This window comes from Kutzneria sp. NPDC052558, assembly GCF_044547355.1.
Lineage (GTDB): Bacteria > Actinomycetota > Actinomycetes > Mycobacteriales > Pseudonocardiaceae > Kutzneria.
Window position 1 is genome coordinate 142,301 of record NZ_JBIUAG010000009.1, and the last position, 17,786, is coordinate 160,086.

18 protein-coding genes are annotated in these 17,786 nt (G+C 71.7%); 14 read left to right on the forward strand and 4 right to left on the reverse strand.

Going from position 1 to position 17,786, the window contains the following annotated elements:
• Positions 1–11: 11 nt before the first annotated feature.
• From ACIG5F_RS18535 to ACIG5F_RS18550, 4 genes are all read left to right on the forward strand, one after another.
• Positions 12–416 (forward strand): hypothetical protein, encoded by a 405-nt coding sequence (locus ACIG5F_RS18535; RefSeq protein WP_396518942.1) that lies wholly within the window; start codon positions 12–14, stop codon positions 414–416.
• 31 nt (positions 417–447) lie between these two features.
• Positions 448–1,956, forward strand: coding sequence for an amidase (locus tag ACIG5F_RS18540; RefSeq protein ID WP_396518943.1), 1,509 nt, complete (start codon positions 448–450; stop codon positions 1,954–1,956).
• A gap of 244 nt (positions 1,957–2,200) precedes the next feature.
• Entirely contained in the window at positions 2,201–3,166 is a 966-nt protein-coding gene (locus ACIG5F_RS18545) for a LacI family DNA-binding transcriptional regulator (RefSeq protein WP_396518944.1), read from the forward strand.
• 57 nt (positions 3,167–3,223) lie between these two features.
• Positions 3,224–4,810 carry a Na+/H+ antiporter gene (locus ACIG5F_RS18550; RefSeq protein ID WP_396518945.1) on the forward strand — a complete coding sequence of 529 codons (1,587 nt, stop codon included), beginning with the start codon at positions 3,224–3,226 and terminating at the stop codon, positions 4,808–4,810.
• Positions 4,811–4,950: 140 nt separating this feature from the next.
• On the opposite strand, the gene ACIG5F_RS18555 is transcribed toward ACIG5F_RS18550, so the two are convergent.
• Positions 4,951–5,400 carry a winged helix-turn-helix transcriptional regulator gene (locus ACIG5F_RS18555; protein WP_396518946.1) on the reverse strand — a complete coding sequence of 150 codons (450 nt, stop codon included), beginning with the start codon at positions 5,398–5,400 and terminating at the stop codon, positions 4,951–4,953.
• A 133-nt stretch (positions 5,401–5,533) separates the two neighbouring features.
• On the opposite strand from ACIG5F_RS18555, the gene ACIG5F_RS18560 reads away from it, so the two are divergent.
• From ACIG5F_RS18560 to ACIG5F_RS18575, 4 genes are all read left to right on the forward strand, one after another.
• Positions 5,534–6,361 (forward strand): enoyl-CoA hydratase/isomerase family protein, encoded by an 828-nt coding sequence (locus ACIG5F_RS18560; RefSeq protein ID WP_396518947.1) that lies wholly within the window; start codon positions 5,534–5,536, stop codon positions 6,359–6,361.
• Positions 6,362–6,422: 61 nt separating this feature from the next.
• The gene (locus tag ACIG5F_RS18565) at positions 6,423–6,593 is read left to right on the forward strand and encodes a hypothetical protein (RefSeq protein WP_396518948.1); all 171 of its coding nucleotides are present in this window, start codon (positions 6,423–6,425) and stop codon (positions 6,591–6,593) included.
• A 111-nt stretch (positions 6,594–6,704) separates the two neighbouring features.
• The gene (locus ACIG5F_RS18570; RefSeq protein ID WP_396518949.1) at positions 6,705–7,661 is read left to right on the forward strand and encodes a GlxA family transcriptional regulator; all 957 of its coding nucleotides are present in this window, start codon (positions 6,705–6,707) and stop codon (positions 7,659–7,661) included.
• A 72-nt stretch (positions 7,662–7,733) separates the two neighbouring features.
• Positions 7,734–10,466: a hypothetical protein gene (locus ACIG5F_RS18575; RefSeq protein ID WP_396518950.1), complete on the forward strand. Its 2,733-nt coding sequence runs from the start codon at positions 7,734–7,736 to the stop codon at positions 10,464–10,466.
• A 74-nt stretch (positions 10,467–10,540) separates the two neighbouring features.
• Here the strand turns inward: ACIG5F_RS18575 and ACIG5F_RS18580 are convergent, their stop codons facing one another.
• A complete protein-coding gene (locus tag ACIG5F_RS18580; RefSeq protein WP_396518951.1) occupies positions 10,541–11,347 on the reverse strand; it encodes an SAM-dependent methyltransferase in 807 nt (268 codons plus the stop codon).
• An 87-nt stretch (positions 11,348–11,434) separates the two neighbouring features.
• Between ACIG5F_RS18580 and ACIG5F_RS18585 the strand changes: the two genes are divergently transcribed.
• The 3 genes from ACIG5F_RS18585 (at position 11,435) to ACIG5F_RS18595 (ending at position 14,388) form a co-directional block, all read left to right on the forward strand.
• A complete protein-coding gene (locus tag ACIG5F_RS18585) occupies positions 11,435–12,334 on the forward strand; it encodes a LysR family transcriptional regulator (RefSeq protein WP_396518952.1) in 900 nt (299 codons plus the stop codon).
• A 117-nt stretch (positions 12,335–12,451) separates the two neighbouring features.
• Positions 12,452–13,507: a tartrate dehydrogenase gene (locus tag ACIG5F_RS18590; RefSeq protein WP_396518953.1), complete on the forward strand. Its 1,056-nt coding sequence runs from the start codon at positions 12,452–12,454 to the stop codon at positions 13,505–13,507.
• Positions 13,504–14,388 (forward strand): alpha/beta fold hydrolase, encoded by an 885-nt coding sequence (locus ACIG5F_RS18595; protein WP_396518954.1) that lies wholly within the window; start codon positions 13,504–13,506, stop codon positions 14,386–14,388. The genes ACIG5F_RS18590 and ACIG5F_RS18595 overlap by 4 nt, the downstream gene beginning before the upstream one ends.
• Positions 14,389–14,558: 170 nt before the next feature.
• Here the strand turns inward: ACIG5F_RS18595 and ACIG5F_RS18600 are convergent, their stop codons facing one another.
• Positions 14,559–14,687: a hypothetical protein gene (locus ACIG5F_RS18600; protein ID WP_396518955.1), complete on the reverse strand. Its 129-nt coding sequence runs from the start codon at positions 14,685–14,687 to the stop codon at positions 14,559–14,561.
• 104 nt (positions 14,688–14,791) lie between these two features.
• On the opposite strand from ACIG5F_RS18600, the gene ACIG5F_RS18605 reads away from it, so the two are divergent.
• On the forward strand, positions 14,792–15,934 hold the full coding sequence (locus ACIG5F_RS18605; protein WP_396519189.1) for a GDSL-type esterase/lipase family protein: 1,143 nt from the start codon (positions 14,792–14,794) through the stop codon (positions 15,932–15,934).
• Between the two features lie 62 nt (positions 15,935–15,996).
• Positions 15,997–16,419, forward strand: coding sequence for a hypothetical protein (locus ACIG5F_RS18610; RefSeq protein WP_396518956.1), 423 nt, complete (start codon positions 15,997–15,999; stop codon positions 16,417–16,419).
• On the opposite strand, the gene ACIG5F_RS18615 is transcribed toward ACIG5F_RS18610, so the two are convergent.
• Entirely contained in the window at positions 16,416–16,961 is a 546-nt protein-coding gene (locus tag ACIG5F_RS18615) for a prepilin peptidase (RefSeq protein WP_396518957.1), read from the reverse strand. The two genes, ACIG5F_RS18610 and ACIG5F_RS18615, sit on opposite strands and share 4 nt — an antisense overlap.
• A 342-nt stretch (positions 16,962–17,303) precedes the next feature.
• Between ACIG5F_RS18615 and ACIG5F_RS18620 the strand changes: the two genes are divergently transcribed.
• Positions 17,304–17,786: a hypothetical protein gene (locus ACIG5F_RS18620; protein WP_396518958.1), complete on the forward strand. Its 483-nt coding sequence runs from the start codon at positions 17,304–17,306 to the stop codon at positions 17,784–17,786.

Sequence of the window (17,786 nt, forward strand, 5' to 3'; positions counted from 1 at the left end):
ACCGTGCTCGCATGAACGAGCACGAGGGTTTCGAGCCCCGGCGGCCGGCCGGCCTTCGCTGGTCGGTGGGGCTGTGGACCTGGATGGCGGCCCTGTTCCTGCTCATCGGTTTCGCGTCCCGCACCACAAGCCTGCCCGCCTCGCTGGGCCTGGCCCTGTGGATCGGTCTGGGGGCCGTGTTCCTGCGGTCCGGGCGGCGGGGCGCGCGCTACGTGCTCACCGCCACCGCCGTGCTCCTGCTGGTCCCCGCGTTCTCCGGCGTCGTCGCGCTCGGCGAGGACGCCGGTGCCGGGCCGGTCCTGCTCGGGCTGCTCCTGGTCGTCGTCCCCCTCGTGGCGGCGGCCGTGCTGATGTGGCTGCCGTCAACCGGGCAGTACTTCCGGCAGCTGCGCGAAGCCCGACCTTCGAGGGGTTGACCGCGGCGGCCGAGGCGAGTGCGGTGGGGGCGTGCGCAGACTGAGCCTTGCCACGTTGATCCTGGCGCTGGCCGCTTCGGTGGCCGGATCGCCCGTCGTCGCGAGCGCCGCCCCTACAGTGGACGCGGTGAGCATTGACGCGGCGACAATCCCGGAACTCCAGGCCCAGATGGCAAAAGGCCACCTGACGGCGGTCGGCCTGACCGAGACCTACCTCAGGCGCATCCGGGAGCTGGACCCGAAGGTGCGCTCGATCCTCTTCCTGGACCCGACCGCGCTGAGCCAGGCCAAGGCCAGCGACCAGCGCCGCCGCGCCGGTCACGGGCTGGGGCCGCTGGACGGGATTCCGGTGCTGCTCAAGGACAACATCGACACGGCCGACCTGCCGACGACCGCGGGCTCGCGGGCGTTGCTGGCGGCCAAGCCCACGCGGGACGCGGAGCTGGTGGGCCGGCTGCGGGCCGCGGGCGCGGTGATCCTGGGCAAGACGAACCTGTCGGAGTGGGCCAACTTCCGGTCGACCAAGTCCACATCGGGCTGGTCGGGCGTGGGCGGCCAGACCAACAACCCCTATGTGCTGGACCGCAATCCGTGCGGGTCGTCCTCGGGTTCGGCGGCCGCGGTGGCGGCGTCGCTGGCCCAGGTGTCGATCGGCACCGAGACCGACGGCTCGATCGTCTGCCCCGGCGGCGTCAACGGGATCGTCGGGGTGAAGCCGACCCTGGGCGTGGTCAGCGGCGACGGCATCGTGCCGATCTCGCACTTGCAGGACACGGCCGGCCCGTTCGCCCGGCACGTGGTGGACGCGGCGATCACGCTGTCGGTGCTGTCCGGAAAGGACTACACGCCGCCCAGCACCTCGTTGCGGGGCAAGCGGATCGGCGTGTGGGCGATGGCCGGCACGGACGCCGGCGTGGACAAGGTCATGCAGGAGACGGTGGCCACGCTGAAGAAGGCGGGCGCGGTGCTGGTCGACGTGACACCGGCCAACCAGGACACGATCGGCGAGAACGAGTTGCCGGCGCTGGTCACCGAGTTCAAGCACGACCTCAACGCCTACCTCGCCACTCGGCCCGGCGTGCCGCGGACGCTCGACGACCTGGTCGCCTTCAACGAGAAGGACCCGGTGGAGCTGTCCGAGTTCGGGCAGGAGATCTTCGAGGCGGCGCAGGCCGCGCCGCCGATCACCGACCCTGCCTATCTCCAGCAGCGGGCCACCGCGACCGATCTGGCCCGGCACTCGATCGACGACCTGATCGCCGCCGACCACCTCGACGCGATCATCGCGCCGACCAACGGCCCGGCCTGGGTCACCGACTACGCCACCGGCGACACGTCCGACCTCGGCTCGTCCACGCCGGCCGCGGTGGCCGGCTATCCGGACGTCACGGTGCCGGCCGGTTTCGCCGGCCCGCTGCCGATCGGGGTGTCCTTCATGGCCGGCCGCAACTCCGACGCGCGGCTCATAGCGTTGGCCGCGGCGTTCGAGCGGATCAGCGGCGCCCGTCGCGCGCCGACCTATCTGCCCAGCTCACCGTGACCGGAGGGGCCGGCCGGGCGACGACCCGGCCGGCCCATTTCCCGGGCAGACGTATGACCATTCGACAGTCGAGTTCTTGAATCGATACAGAAGTCCCCTACCTGCGCTTTCGATACTTTCGAACGGCAATAGTGAGCATTGTTTTCGAATGTTTCGGAAAGAGAATCGCATTCTTGCCGGAACGGTATGGCGTGCTCTAACGTCGTTTACGCGTTACCGACCGCGCGAGGGGACGAATACAACCGTGGTGACCATCGTGGATGTCGCGCGGGCCGCGGGCGTCGCGCCGAGCACGGTTTCCTACGTGCTGAGCGGGAAACGCTCGATATCGCCGCGGACCCGACGGGTGGTGGAGCAGAGCATCCGGCAGCTCGGCTACCACCCCAACGCCGGGGCCCGGTCGCTGGCCACCAGCCGCACCAACGTGCTGTCGCTGATGGCGCCGCTGCGCGAGGAGCTGAACGGCCCGGGCGTGATGGAGTTCGTGGCCGCGGTGGCCGCCGCCGCCCGTGGGCATGACCAGGACCTGTTGCTGCTGACCAAGGACGAGGGTCCGGCGGCGCTGCGGCGGGTCGCGTCCACCGCGCTGGCCGACGGCGTGATCGTGATGGACGTGGAGCGGGCCGATCCCCGCGTCCCGACGCTGCTGTCGCTGGGCCGGCCGGTGGTGCTGATCGGCGAGCCGGCCGAGCCGACCGGCCTGGCCGCGGTGGACCTGGACTTCACCACCGCCGGGGCCTGCTGCGTCGAGCATCTCGCCGGCCTCGGGCATCGTGCCGTCGCGCTGATCGGCCCCCAGCGGCCGGATCTCGCGGTAGCCGAGCGATTCCGGCTCGGCTTCACCGCCACCGGCCGGATTCGGGACGTCCGGACCACGACCCACGACTGCGGGCCCGCCTACGACGCGGTGCACGCCTGCCTCGACGAGGCGCTGGCCGCCGAGCCCACGGCAGTCGTCGTGCACAACGAAGCCGCGCTGCCCATGGTGTTGGCCGAGTTGCGGCACCGGGGCCGTCGGATCCCCGAGGACCTGGCGGTGGTCGCGGTCTGCCGGGACGCCCTGGCCACCGGCGGCCCGGTCCCGCTGACCTCGATCGCGGTGCCGGTGGCGGAACTGGCCGAGCTGGCGGTGCGGATGACCGTGCGGCCGGGGCTGCCGGAGACCCGGCTGCTCGCGCCGCGGCTGACCCAGCGGGCCAGCACTCGCTGAGGTGCTGGCAAAAACGTCGGCAGACGGCATGATTACCGCTGTCTTAAGGAGGTCGACGTGCTCGGTCTGGAACTCGTCGTGGCGCTCGGGGTGGCCGTGCTGGTCTCCGGCCTCATCGCGCAGCGCTTCCGTGTCGCGCCGCCGGTGGCGTTGCTGGCCTGCGGCGTGCTGCTGGGGTTCGTGCCCGCGGTGCTGGACGTGCACCTGCCGTCCGAAGTGGTCCTGCTGCTGTTCCTGCCGGCGCTGCTGTACTGGGAGAGCCTGACCACGTCGCTGCGCGAGATTCGCCGCAACCTGCGGGGAATCGTGCTGGTGAGCACGCTGCTCGTGGTCGCGACCGCCGGCGCGGTGGCCGTGACCGTGCACTGGCTGGGCATGCCGTGGGGGCCGGCGTGGGTGCTGGGCGCGGCGGTCGCCCCGACCGACGCGACCGCCGTCGGCGTGCTGGCCCGGATGCTGCCGCGCCGGTTCATCACCACGCTGCGGGCCGAGAGCCTGGTCAACGACGGCACCGCGCTGGTGATCTTCGCCCTGGCCGTGGGTGTCACCGTCGGCCAGGAGCAGCTCGGGGCCGTGCGGGTCGGCGGCCTGTTCCTGCTGGCCTACGCCGGCGGCATCGCCGCCGGGGTGGTGACCGCGGCGGTGACGATCCCGATCCGCCGGCGGCTGGACGATCCGCTGCTGGCCAACGTGGCGATGATCCTCACGCCGTTCGTGGCCTTCCTGCTGGCCGAGGCGATCCAGGCCTCCGGCGTGCTGGCCGTGGTCACCGTCGGGCTGATCATGAGCCAGGTCGCGCCGCGCATCCTCAGCGCGGCCACCCGCCAGGTGTCGCAGGCGTTCTGGGGCCTGGCCACCTTCATCCTCAACGGCGCGCTGTTCGTGCTGGTCGGGCTGGAGTCGCACGCCGCCGTGCGCGGCCTGGCCAGCGCCAGCCTGGTGCGCGGGCTGATCGCCGTCGCCCTGGTGTGCGTGGTGCTGGTCGTGGTGCGGATCGTGTTCCTGTTCGTCTCCGTGTACGTGATCCGCGCCGTGGACCGCCGGCCATCGCAGCGGCTGCGGCGGGTCAGCCATCGCAGCCGCATCGTCAGCGGCCTGGCCGGTTTCCGCGGCGCGGTGTCCCTGGCCGCCGCCCTGGCCGTGCCCGAGACGATCGCCGGCGGGGCCGCCTTCCCCGACCGGGACCTGATCGTGTTCGTCACCGCCGGCGTCATCATCGTCACCCTGGTGACGCAGGGCATCGCGCTGCCGAGCGTGGTCCGCTGGGCCCACCTGCCCGAGGACACCGCCATGGTCGAGGAACGGCAACTGGCCCAGCGGACCGCCACCGAGGAGGCCCTGGCCGCGATGCCCATGGTGGCCGCCGAGCTCGGCACCGACCCGGACGTCGTCGACCGTCTCGACCGCGAGTACCGCAAACACCTGCACACCCTGCACTCCAACGGCGAGGACGCCGACGACGAGCCCGCCCTGCGCCACGACCAGCACTACACCGCCCTGCGCCTGGCCCTGCTGGCCCGCAAGCGCGCCACCGTGGTCCGCCTCCGCGACGAGAACCAGATCGACGACACCGTGCTGCGCCAGATCCAGTCCCGCCTGGACATCGAGGAGGTGCGGCTGTCGGAACGAGAGCTGGTCGACTAGACCGGGCGGTCAGCCGCAGCAAGGACCTGACGGCCCATCCCGACCAGGCGGCGACGTCCTATGTGGACGGAATCGACCAGACCGTGGCCTGGTACCGGGAAAACCGGGATCTCATCCGCCCCGGCGCGCTGCCCAGGTGATCAGGGCTGGTTCAGCACGAACCGGACGTCGCGAGCGGGGACCTCGACGCCGTCGTCGTCGACGAAGGCGACGTGCACGGAATCGCCGGCCTTGTTCTGCCGCAGCGCGGACGGGCCGACCGTGCGGGGACGGTGCTCGTCGCCCCACTGCTGCAACGCGCCGAGCACCAGGCGGAGATCGCGGCCGGCCGGCGTGAGGTGGTAGCTGTGCCGCTGCCGGCTGCCGGGCTCCTGGTACGGCCGGGCCTCCAGCACGCCGGCGGCGACCAGCGTCTTGAGCCGGGCGCTGAGCAGGTTGGGGGCGATGTCCAGCGCCGCCCGGATCTCGGCGAACCGGCGCCGTCCCGCGAAGATCTCGCGCAGCACCAACAAGGTCCACCGCTCGCCGAGCACCTGGAGGCTCCGCTCGATCGAGCAGGCCGGCAGGTCGTCGGGCACCTGCTCTGTCATCCCGCCGACGATACGCCCTGACTACAGCATCGCAACTCAGCTGCCCTGTGACAGCGACCACCGAGGCGGCTGAGTACAGTTTTGCAATCCAGCTGCTACGGTCGTGGCCGGACCGACAGACAGGAGCACGGCCATGACCGAGCAGCAGCCCGTCCGCGTGCACGAGGTGACGCCCGCCTACTGGCAGGTCACCCTGGACAACCCGCCGCTCAACGTGTTCGACGGCGCGATCATCCGCGGCCTGGCCGCCGTCGTCGACCGCATCGAGGCATCCGAGCAGGTGCGGGTGGTGGTGTTCGACAGCGCCGACGAGGACTACTTCCTGGCCCACTTCGACATGAGCGGCGGATCCACCGACGCCGTCCGCGCCTACGGCCCGACCAACCTGCCGGCCATCACCGACCTGCTAACCCGGCTGTCGGCCGCGCCGGTGCTGACCATCGCCAAGATCCGCGGCCGGGTCCGGGGCGTGGGCAGCGAGTTCGTGCTGGCCTGCGACCTGCGCTACGCCAGCGAGGAGCGGGCGGTGCTGGGCCAGCCCGAGGTCGGCGCGGGCGTGATCCCCGGCGGCGGGGCCATCGAACGGCTGGCCCACCTGGTCGGCCGGGCCACCGCGCTGGAGATCATCCTCGGCTCCGACGACTACGACGCCCGCACCGCCGAGCGCGTCGGCTACGTCAACCGGGCCGTGCCGGACGCCGAACTGGACGCGTTCGTGGACGACTTCGCCCGCCGCGTGGCCACCTTCGACCGCCGGCCGATGGCCGCGGCCAAGCACCTGCTCGACCGGGTCACCCTGCCCGACCCCGGCCACCTGGTGCAGACCGCCACCGTGTTCGGGGCGGCGCTGACCTGGCCGGAGACCAAGCAGCGGGTGGCCAAGCTGTTCGAGAAGGGCCTGCAACAGCGCGGCGACCTTGAGCAGAACTTCGGCCGCGAGCTGCACGGCCTGCTGGACTGACCGTCCACTCCGGACCCGCTACGCTGCCGGCTGATCACCGGAGCGCCAGGAGGTTCTGAGCATGAACACCGAGTACTACGCGGGTTGGGGCACGCTGACCCTGATCAACGCCGGGCTCGCGCAGGGCAAGGGCCGCAGCGGCCTGAACTGGTTCCTGCTCTCGCTGCTGCTCGGCCCCATCGCCACCTTCCTGATCGTGGTGCTCAGCCCGCTGCCGCAGCGGGCGGCCTGACGGCCGGCGGGGCGTCCCATCCCACGGATCCCGCCAGTCCGTGGGATGACGCACCCACTTGTCGTCAGATGACGGATGCTCGTTCCCCGCCACGCTGGCTACGTTCGCGGCATGCTTGACGACATCCCGCCGACGGCCCGGCCGACGCTGTCCCGAGGCCGGTTCAGACACGTGATCGCGGTGCTCGTGCCCGGCGACGCGATCGGCCAGGACGTGGCGACCGTGCGGCAGGTCTTCGGCCCGCGGACCGCGCCCGAGGCCGATGTCGCCGCCCTGTACGAGGTCGTGCCGTGCGGCGAGCGCGACGAGCTCGCGCCCCTGGAGACGCTGATCACCGCCGACACGGTGATCGTGCCGGGCGTGGAGAATCCGTTGGCACAACGCGGTGTCGCCGTCATCGACGCGCTGCGCGCGGCCTACGCCGCCGGGGCGCGTATGGTCGCCTTCGGCACCGGGGCCTTCCTGCTCGGCCACGCCGGCGTGCTCGACGGCCGGCGGGCGACGACCCACTGGCAGCATGCCCGCGAGTTCCGCGAGCACTTCCCGTCCACGCGGCTGGACACCGAATCCCCGCACGTCGACGACGACCGGGTGCACACCGGCGCCGGCATGCTCTCCGGCATGGACCTGGCCCTGCACCTGCTGTCCCTCGACGTCGGCCGGGCCCGCGCCGAGGCCGTCGGCCGGGCGGTCATCGCCGCGCCCCGCGCCGGCATCAGGGCGCGGCGCGACGGCGAAGAGCCGATGGCCGTGGTGATGGGCTGGCTGCGCGAGCACCTGCACGAGCCGCTGTCGCTGCCCCGGGTCGCCGAGGAGCTCTACATCAGCGAGCGCAGCCTGGTCCGCAAGTTCCGCATCGCCACCGGCGACACCATCTTCGAGTGGGTCAACCGGGAGCGGGTCGACCGGGCCCGGATGCTGCTGGAGACCACCGACCGGCCCATCGCCGAGATCGCCGTCGCGGTCGGCTTCGGCTCCCCGGAGACGCTGCGCCGCAACTTCCAGCGCCACGTCGGCACGACCGCCCGCAGCTACCGGCACAAGTTCCGACACGCCAACCTGGACTGATCGCCGCCTCTTCGGGCGGGGCTCGCGCCGATCCGTCCTCCGGGGCGGGGCATTTTCCTACCTTTGGCGGACATGACCACCCCCGCTCCCCCCGTCACCACCGTCAACGTGCGCGACCACGGCGCCGTCGCCGACGGCGTGGTCGACTGCTACCAGGCGTTCCGCGACGCGGTCGACGCGCTCGACCCGGTCCGCGGCGGCACCGTGGTGATCCCGGCCGGGCCGGACGCGTACCTGTTCCGGCGATCGGTGATCGTCGACCGCCCCAACGTCCGCTTCATCGGCGAGAACACCACGACCACGGTGCTGCGGTCCCAGCTGTGCATCCCGCCGCTGATCTTCGGCGTGCACCGGGGCCTGCACAACAGCCCGATGAGCCCGGCGCACTGGCAGGACCTGCACGAGATCCTGCCCGACCAGCCGGCGGGCACGAAGTGGGGCTACCGCACCATGGTCCCGGTGATCACGCCCGCGCCGGGCGAGCAGCGCCCGGCCGACCGGGCCATCGTCTCGCTGCCGGCCACCCCGTTCTCGCTCGGGCCGGCCAACGGGCCGCGCGGCTGGACCGGCCTGAGCCAGTTCACCCTGGACTTCACCGTGTCGCACAACGGCGGGGCGTGGCCGGGCAGCGCCACCGCGCTGTTCGGCTCGGTGGACAACGAGGGCCGGCCGGCCCCGTTCGCGGTCTGGCTGGGCACCGGCCTCGGCGGTTTTGTGCTGCTGTTCGACTTCGTCACCGACGACGGGCTGTGGCGGCAGATCCGGGTGCCGATCGCCGACCCGAGCCAGTCGGTGCTGCGCTGCTCGATCCAGCTCGACCTCACCACCGGCGCCGTCGCGACGTGGATCAACCACAGCCGGGTCGCGCCGCTGCTGGACTTCGTCAACGACGGCTGGGGCAAGCGGCCGATGTCGTTGCGCCGCAACCGGTACGCGCCGTTCAACCTGGGCACGATCTCCCCGCTGTCCAACGGCGCCAGCGCCGCCGGCCTGCTGCCGGGCGGCCTGGCCAACCTGGCCGACCTGACGTTCGCGGCGATGCGGCTGTCGTCCACCCTCCAGTACGCGGTCGACGACAAGCCGGCGCAGCGGACCCTGGCCGGGGCCGAGGTGACCGACGCCGAGTGGTGGCGGGTGTCGCCCGGCGTCTTCGCCTGCCTGCCGATGGACCAGCCGCCCACCATGAACAAGCCGGTCACCAAGGACGGGCCGCAGCTGCCCGACCTCCAGGTGCCGTGGGTCAGCACGCCCAGCGGCCCGCTCGGCTTCGGCCTGTTCGTCTCCGCCGACCTCTCCAACGGCGACACCATCCTCGGCAACGCGATGGAGCGCCTGACCGTCGACTGCGGCCATCCGTTCGCCGGCGCCACCAACTACGGGCAGGGCATCGCCGTCGGCATGGTTTACTCGTTCCGTCTGGACGACGTGACGGTGACCTTCGGCGCGCAGGGCCTGAGCTCCTACAACCTCGGCGTCAGCTACCCGGTCGAGCTGAGCCGGTGCCAGTTCGGCTGGCAGACCGACACCGCGATCTACTCCTACGGCCAGATCCTGCGGGCCGACCGGGTCGGCCTGTCCTACTACGGCAACTCCGCGCTCAAGGCGGTCCGCTCCACCCTGTCCACCCGCGACATCTTCGTCACCGACTCCGCCTCCTGCGAGTCCGTGGTGCGGATGTACGAGTGCGCGGGCCAGTTCGACGCCTGGACCGTCGACTTCGAGAGCACCACCGCGAACCTGCCCAGCGACAGCTACTTCTGGGCCTCGCTCGGCGCGGACATCGGCCCGACCCAGCTGGTGTTCCGGGACTGCCAGGTCGGCGCCGCCGGCCCGCAGGCGGTCGCGGTGCGGCTGGTCAGCGGCGACGTCAACGCCGGGCTGGCCACGCCGTCGCGCAACCGCGGGTGGTGCACGATCGAACGGTCCTTCAACACCTTCTTCGACCGCGGCGCGACGGCCATCGTCGCGGTGGACGGTCCGCTGTGGCAGGGCACCTTCACCGGGCCTGTGCCGGCCAGCCCCGAGTTGGTGATGACCACGGCGTGGCCGGGGGCCTCGGCCCGTATCGGCCTCAACGGCCCGGTGCCGCCGGCGCTGACCGTGCCGCGTCCGGCGGTCGACCCGATTCCGGGCCTGCCCGGGCTGATCGGCTACTACTCGGCGGAGCAGGTGCGGCTGCCGGCCGAGCAGGGCGGCAAGCGGATGCCCAATGAGGGCGAGGCGATCCCGTCGCTCAACGACCTCTCCAACGCCCACAACGACGGTGCGGCCGTGCGGACCGCGCCGATCTATCTGTCCAATCAGGTCAACGGGCGGGCCGCGCTGCGCTTCGACGGCAACGGCTGGTACCAGTTCCAGTCCATGACCGGGACCACCGGCTGCGCCACGCTTTTCCTTGTCACCAAGGGGAATCCGCTGGTCGACACCGCGCCCGGCAAGGCCGCGCTGCAACGCTACGGCCTGTACTGGACCATGAACATGCTCCAGGCGCCCCAGGCCGGCTCGTCCAGCGAGTGGGTCGTCTACGCCGCCCGCTACGGCAAGCGGCCCGATCCCACCGACCCGAAGGCGCCGCCCGCGCGGATCCTCGACCTGTGGGCCAACGGCCGGCGCTACGAGACCCGCCGCCGCGACGCCAACGGCGACGTCCAGTTCGCGCGGCCGTTGCTGGGCAGCGTGAACGACGGCCTGGGCGTGTTCAGCGGCCTGGTCGCCGCGGCCGTGTACGTGGACGGCGACCTCAGCGACCAGCAGGTCGAGCTGGTGAACCGATTCCTGGTGCACCAGCACAACATTGCGGTGTAGCGGCCACTTATGGCGGCATGATGGGGCCCAACGCTGGGCATGGCCCCTTCACGTCACCGCGCAACGGGGACCGGTCAGGGCTTGCGGGCGACGCCGACCAGGGCGCCGCTGCGGTCGGGGTGCTCGCCGACGTCCTCGGGCGACTCCGGGTGCCACAGCGGCGTGAACACCACGCCCGGCTCGACCAGGTCGAATCCGGTGAACAGGCCGGTGATCTCGTCCCGGCCCCGGGAGATGATGGGGTTCTGGGACCGGCTGTAGAGCCGGATGATCTGGTCGACCTGGTCGCTGTCCACCTCGTGGGTCAGGTGCGACAGTGCGAAGAAGCTGCCGGCCGGCATGGCCCGCCGGTACTCGGCCAGCACCGCGTTCGGGTCGACCCCGGCCGGCAGGAAGTGCAGCACGGCCACCGCGAGCAGGCCGATCGGCCGGCTGAAGTCGAGCAGGCCACGGGTCTTGTCGTGGCCGAGCACGAAGGCGGTGTCGGCCAGGTCGGCCTCGATGGCCACGGCGTTGGGGTTGTCCTCCAGCAGCAGGTCGGCGTGCGCCACCGCGACCGGCTCGTTGTCCACGTACACGACCCGGACGTCCGGATTGATGTTCTGGGCGACCTCGTGCACGTTGCCGGCGGTGGGGATGCCGGAGCCGAGGTCGAGGAACTGGTCGACGCCCCGGCTGAGCATGTAGCGCACGGCCCGCCGCAGGTAGGCCCGGTTGAGGAAGGCGAACTCGGGCACCCCCGGCGCGGCCTGCTCGATCTGCCGGCCCAGGGCCCGGTCGACCTCGAAGTTGTAGCTGCCGCCGAGGAAGTAGTCATAGAGCCGGGCCGCGCTGGCCTTCTCGATGTCGACTTCCTTGGGGGCCCAGTCCGGTCGCTCCACCCGTTGCCACCTCTTCGTCGTTGAGTCCCCGTTCAGCCTAGTGATCACGTCCGGCACGCCCGCAGCCCCCGGAACGGGTGACGTGGCATGCTGCCCATTGTGGACGCTCGGCAGCTGGAGTATTTCCTGGCGGTGGTGGACCACGGCGGCATGAGCAGGGCCGCGGCCGCCCTGCACGTGGCCCAGCCCTCGCTGTCGCAGGCGTTGCGGACCCTGGAGCGGGATCTCGGCCAGCCGCTGTTTCACCGGATCGGCCGCCGCCTGGTGCTCAACGACGCCGGCCGGGCCCTGGTCGAGCCGGCCCGGCAGGTGGTGCGGGGCCTGGCCACCGCCCGGTCCAGCGTGGATTCGGTCGCCGGGCTGGCGGTCGGCCGGGTGGAGATCACTGCGACGCCGTCTCAGGCGGTCGAGCCGCTGGCCGGCATGATCCGGGCGTTCACGGCCGTGCATCCGGGCATCTCGGTCGCCATCAGGGCCGCCTTCACCGCGCAGAACGCCATGGATCTCGTCCGCAGCGGCACGGTCGAGATCGCCCTGCTGGCCTCGGCCGAGCAGCCGCGGGCCGCCGGACTGCGCTTCACCTCCCTGGGACGCCAGCGATTCGTGCTGGTCACGCCGCCCGACGGCCCCTTCCCGCCCGGGCACGTCGTGCAGCACTCGGACCTGGCCGGGCAACGCCTGATCGTCGGGCAGCCCGGCAGCGGCATGCGCGGGCTGGTCGACCGGATCCGCGACAGCGGCGTCGACCTGGCCACCGTGGTCGAGACCGAGCACCGGGAGGCCATCCTGCCCCTGGTGCTGGGCGGCGTCGGCATGGCCGTGCTCGCCGATTCCTGGGCCGGCCTCGCCGCCCGCAGCGGCGCCCTCGTCTTCCCCCTGGAACCCGCCGCCCACCTCCACATCTGCCTGGCCACCCGCCCCACCACCCCCCTGTCCCCGGCCGCCCACGCCTTCCTCACCACCGCCACCCCCGCGAGTCCCGCCTAGCGACAGGCCGAATGTAGGAATCAGGCAGACCCACGGGGGGTTCATAGGCGATGCCTATGTGTCGGGGTGGGTTCTGGTCTTGGACCGGGGGACGGCGGCGGTGCTGTGATCGAGGGCATGGTCACCCATCGGATCGCGCTCATCCCCGGCGACGGCATCGGCCACGAGGTCACCCCGGCGGCCCGGCATGTGCTGGACACGGTCGGCGCGCGGCACGGCGTCCGGTTCGAATACGACGAGTTCGACTGGTCCTGCGCCCGCTACCACGAGACCGGCGCGATGATGCCGGCCGACGGCCTGGACCGGATCCGCCACCACGACGCCGTCTTCCTCGGCGCGGTCGGCGATCCCTCAGTGCCCGACCACGTCTCGCTGTGGGGCCTGCTGATCCCGATCCGCCGGGGCTTCCGGCAGTACGTGAACCTGCGCCCGGTCAAGGTGTTCGAGGGCCTGCCCAGCCCGGTGCGGACGGCCCGCCCCGGCGAGGTGGACCTGGTGGTGGTGCGGGAGAACGTGGAAGGCGAGTACGGCGAGATCGGCGGCCGGCTGCACCGCGGCTTCCCGGACGAGATGGCCGTGCAGGAGTCGGTGTTCACCCGCGCCGGCGTGACCAGGATCGCCGAGTACGCGTTCACGCTGGCCGAGAGCAGGCGCGGCGTGCTGACCTCGGCCACCAAGTCCAACGGCATCGTGCACACCATGCCGTTCTGGGACGAGGTGGTGACCGGCGTCGCCGCCAGCCATCCGGACGTGTCGTGGCGGTCCGAGCACGTGGACGCGCTGGCGGCCAAGCTGGTGCTCGACCCGGCCCGGTTCGACGTGATCGTCGGCTCCAACCTGTTCGGGGACATCCTCAGCGACCTGACCGCGGCGGTGGCCGGCGGCATCGGCATCGCGCCGGCGGCCAACCTCAACCCGGAGCGGGACTTCCCGTCGATGTTCGAGCCGGTGCACGGCTCCGCGCCGGACATCGCCGGCCGTGGCGTGGCCAATCCGCTCGGGGCGATCTGGACCGCAGCCATGATGCTCGACCACCTCGGTCACGTCGAGGCCGCGGCCTCGGTGGAAGGGGCCATCGCCGCCGTGCTCGCGCAGTCGCCCGTGCGCACGCCCGATCTCGGCGGCAGCGCCACCACCGAGGAGTTCACCAAGGTCCTGCTGGAGTTCCTGTGAGCCTGCTGTCGGAAAGCTTTGCCTATCAGGACATCGAGGTCGACGGCGTGCGCGTCCACTGCGCCGTCGGGGGTGACGGGCCGCCGCTGCTGCTGTTGCACGGCTATCCCCAGACCCATCTGATCTGGCGTCGGGTAGCACCGTTGCTGGCCACGGATTTCACCGTCGTGCTGACCGATTTGCGGGGATATGGCGACAGTTCCAAGCCCGCGCCGACCGAAAACGATGTGGAGTACAGCAAACGGGCCATGGCCGCCGACCAGGTCGGCCTGATGCGGTCGCTGGGTTTCGACCGGTTCGGCGTGGTCGGCCACGACCGCGGCGGCCGGGTCGGGCACCGAATGGCTTTGGACGCGCCGGAAGCGGTGCAACGCCTGGCCGTGCTGGACATCGTGCCCACCCGGCACACCTTCGAGCACGCCGACACCGCGTTCGGGCTGGGCTACTTCCACTGGTTCTTTCTGGCCGCCGGCAACGGGATTCCCGAGCGGCTGCTGGCCGCCGAGCCGGATTTCTGGATCCGGTCACGGATGAACTCGCGGCGCCACGGCGGCGCCCCGTTCGACCCGGCCGCGGTGGACGAGTACGTGCGCTGCTTCTCCGATCCGGCCGCGATCGCCGCGTCCTGCGCCGATTACCGCGCGGCCGCCGGGATCGATCTGGTGCACGACCGGGCCGATGCCGGCCGGCTGCTGGCGTGTCCGCTGCTGGTGTTGTGGGGCGAGCACAGCTTCGTCGGCAACACCTATGCTGTGCTGGATGTCTGGCGCGAGTACGCAGCTGAGGTGAACGGCCGGGCCCTGCCCGCCGACCACTACCTGCCCGAGGAGCAGCCGGAGCTGGTGGCCGAGGCGGTCCGGGAGTTCTTCCGGCCGACGTGATCCCCCCGCTCGGGGGTGACAGGGGGACCACGCGGCACCGGGTCGAGCCTGTGGGAATCCCGGCTACGGGACTAGTCGGCGTCGTGTCGCTGATCGTTAGCCTTTCGGGCACGCCGCCTGCCCAACGGTTCCTTTCCGCCGGTCAGCGGCCCGTCCGCGTCGACCAACGGTCAGTCGTGGCCGCAGGCGGCGTGGCTGTGCCGCCGGTTGGCCGACACACCGGTGGCCAGCAACGCGTTTCTGGCCGCCATCGCCAGCGGCGCGGCGGTCTGGCCCCGGTATTCGATGACGCCGTCCATGAACACCTCGGTGATGCCGGCCCCCTGTCGGTCGACTCCTCTGGCCAGTTCCAGTGCGACGCGTCCACTTTTCCGCGCCGACCTAAGGTGAAGACATGACCGACCTGATCACCACGCCGATCACCGCCGAGCTGCTGCGCGGGGCGCTGGAGCTGGAGGAGACGCCGCAAGGGCTGCAACCGCACCGGCTGCCGGCGCGGGCCCGGGCGCAGGTGCCGGACCAGCAGCTGACCATGGCCGAGGCCCAGGCCTCCGGGGTGCGGCTGGTGTTCCGCACCGAGGCGACCGTCGTGGAGCTGGACGCGTTGGCCACCAAGAACTCCTACGCCGGCGCGCCGCCCCGCCCGGCCGGCCGGTACGACCTGATCGTCGACGGCGCGCTCACCGCGCAGGCCACCGTGCCCGGCGGCAACGTGCTGGTGATCAACATGGCCACCGGCGGCGCCGAACTCGAGCCCGGGCCGGTCGGCACCGTCCGCTTCGACCTGCCGGCCGGGTCCAAGCAGGTCGCGATCTGGTTGCCGCACAACGAGATCACCAAGCTCGTTGCCCTGCGCACCGACGCCCCCGTCACCCCCGTGCCGCTCGGCGACCGCCGGGTGTGGGTGCACCACGGCAGCTCCATCAGCCACGGCTCCAACGCCGCCAGCCCCAGCACCACCTGGCCCGCCCTGGCCGCCGCGGCCGGCGACGTCGAGCTGGTCAACCTCGGCTTCGGCGGCAGCGCCCTGCTCGACCCGTTCACCGCCCGGGCCATCCGCGACACCCCCGCCGACCTGATCAGCCTCAAGATCGGCATCAACCTCACCAACGCCGACGTCATGCGCCTGCGGGCGTTCGGCCCCGCCGTGCACGGCTTCCTCGACACCATCCGCGAGGGCCACCCCACCACCCCGATGCTGGTCGTGTCCCCCCTGCACTGCCCCATCCAGGAAGACACCCCCGGCCCCGTCATGCCCGTGCTGACCGACGGAGTCCTCCGCTTCCAGGCCACCGGCGAGCCCGCCCCCGGCAAGCTCACCCTCACCGTCATCCGCGACGAGCTGGCCCGCATCGTCAAGCTCCGCTCCGCCGACGACCCCAACCTGCACTACCTCGACGGCCTCGCCCTGCACGCCGACTCCGACCCCGAGCTGCCCGACGACCTCCACCCCGACGCCGCCACCCACCGCCTCATCGCCGCCCGCTTCGCCGACCACGCCTTCACCCCCGGCGGCCCCTTCGCGGCGGATCACCCGACCGGCTGATCAAACGATCTTGCTCGGCGTGGGGGCTGTGAGCGCTCACGGCCATGCGCTGCACTACGGGCATGCGTATGCCACGACTGACCCGCACCCTCGCCGCGCTGACGGTGGGCTGCGCGGCGTTCACCGTCATGCCGGTCGCCGCCTCCGCCGCCCCGGCCGCCGTCCACGCCCCGGCCAAGCACAAGATGAAGGTGCAGGCCAAGCCGGTCAAGGACCAGGTCAAGAAGCGCGAGAAGACCCAGATCAAGGGCCGGATCGACGACTCGGCGCGGGCGGCCGCCGCCGATTCGGAGACCTTGGTCGTGCAGGAGCTGCGGGCCGGCGCGTGGGTGACCGTGGCCACCGGTGGCTGCCGCCCCAACGGCGCCTTCTCCATCGACGTCAGCTTCGAGGTCTCGGCACGCCTGTCGCTGCGGGTGTTCCACCCCGAGAGCACGCTCTACGCCGCCGCCTACTCGGACGTGTTCGCCCTCGTCGTGCTTTAGAACAGCAGCATCCCCACCAGCGCGCCGGCGATCAGGAAGGGGCCGTAGGCAATGGTCGCCTTCCGCCGGCCGCGGATGGTCAGAGCAAGTCCGGCGACGCCGCCCAGCAGGATGCCGGTGAAGCAGCCGAACAGCAGGGCGGACCACGACAGGTAGCCCAGGGCGATGCCGACGAGGCCGGCCAGTTTGACGTCGCCGAGACCCAGGCCCGAGGGCTGGACGGTGGCGAGCACGAGGAAGAACACGAGCAGCAGGACGGCGCCGACGCCGGCACGGGCCAGGGGCCAGAAGTCGTGACGCCACAAGGAGGACACGGCGAGCAGGGCGGCGACGACGGCGTACGAGGGCAGGACGACGAGGTTGGGCAGCCGACGGCGTTCGAGGTCGATCACGGCCAGCGCGACGCCGACGGCCACGAAGTAGAGGTAGGCCGGCAGCGACGAAGGCGGGATCCGCACGACGGTCAGGGCCAGCAACACGACGGCGACCGGCACGGCAAACCGTCGGATCCTCACGTCCGGCGGCGACTCCGCTACGACCATGTCTCCCACCCCCGGAACAGGGATAGCACACCGCCCTGGGAATCGGCCGATTTTCGCCTGCGCCGAGGGCCGGCCGAGGTGTAGCGGCGGCCCCGCGCGCCTCCTCCCCAACCGGCGGCTTCCCCCCGAAGCGCCGGGTGCGCGCGGAGCCGCCCGAAGGCGGGCTCGCCCCCAGGGAGCCCGCCCGTCCCCCGGGAGTGAACCCGGACGGCCCGAACGCCACTCACGCTACAATATAATTAACCGATTCCCAGGCCGTTCACTCGGATGGCCTAGTCCCCTAGCTGACGATCCGCTTCCCTGGTTAACATCGCCCTCGTTCCACGTAACGAGGGAGGCGCCGTGGACGGCAGCGAGGGGGCTGCGCAGCCGGAGTTCGCCCTGGCCCGCCGGCTCAACCACCTGTTCAACACCACCGTGAAGGCCGTGGACAAGCGCGGCCGGCCGGTCCGCTACTCCACGCCCGAGGTCGCCGCGGCGATCACCGACGACCCGTCGCACCCGATCTCCATCTCCCGCGTCACGCTGTGGAAGGTCCGCGAGGGCAAGGCCAATCCGACCATGGAGAAGGTCCGGGCCATCGCCAAGTTCTTCGACGACCACCGGGCCGACGGCGCGCCCCGGGTGACCGCGGCCTGGCTGCTGGACGACGACGCCGAGGAGCAGGCGACCGGCCAGCAGGCGCTGCCGGAGCGGGCCGAGCAGGTGCGGGCCATCGCCATGCGGGCCGGCCGGATGAGCCCGGACCGGCTGCGCATGCTGGTGGAGATGATCGAAGTGATCGACCCGGGCGGCGGCGAGCCGCTGCCCAGCGCCGGAGGCTGA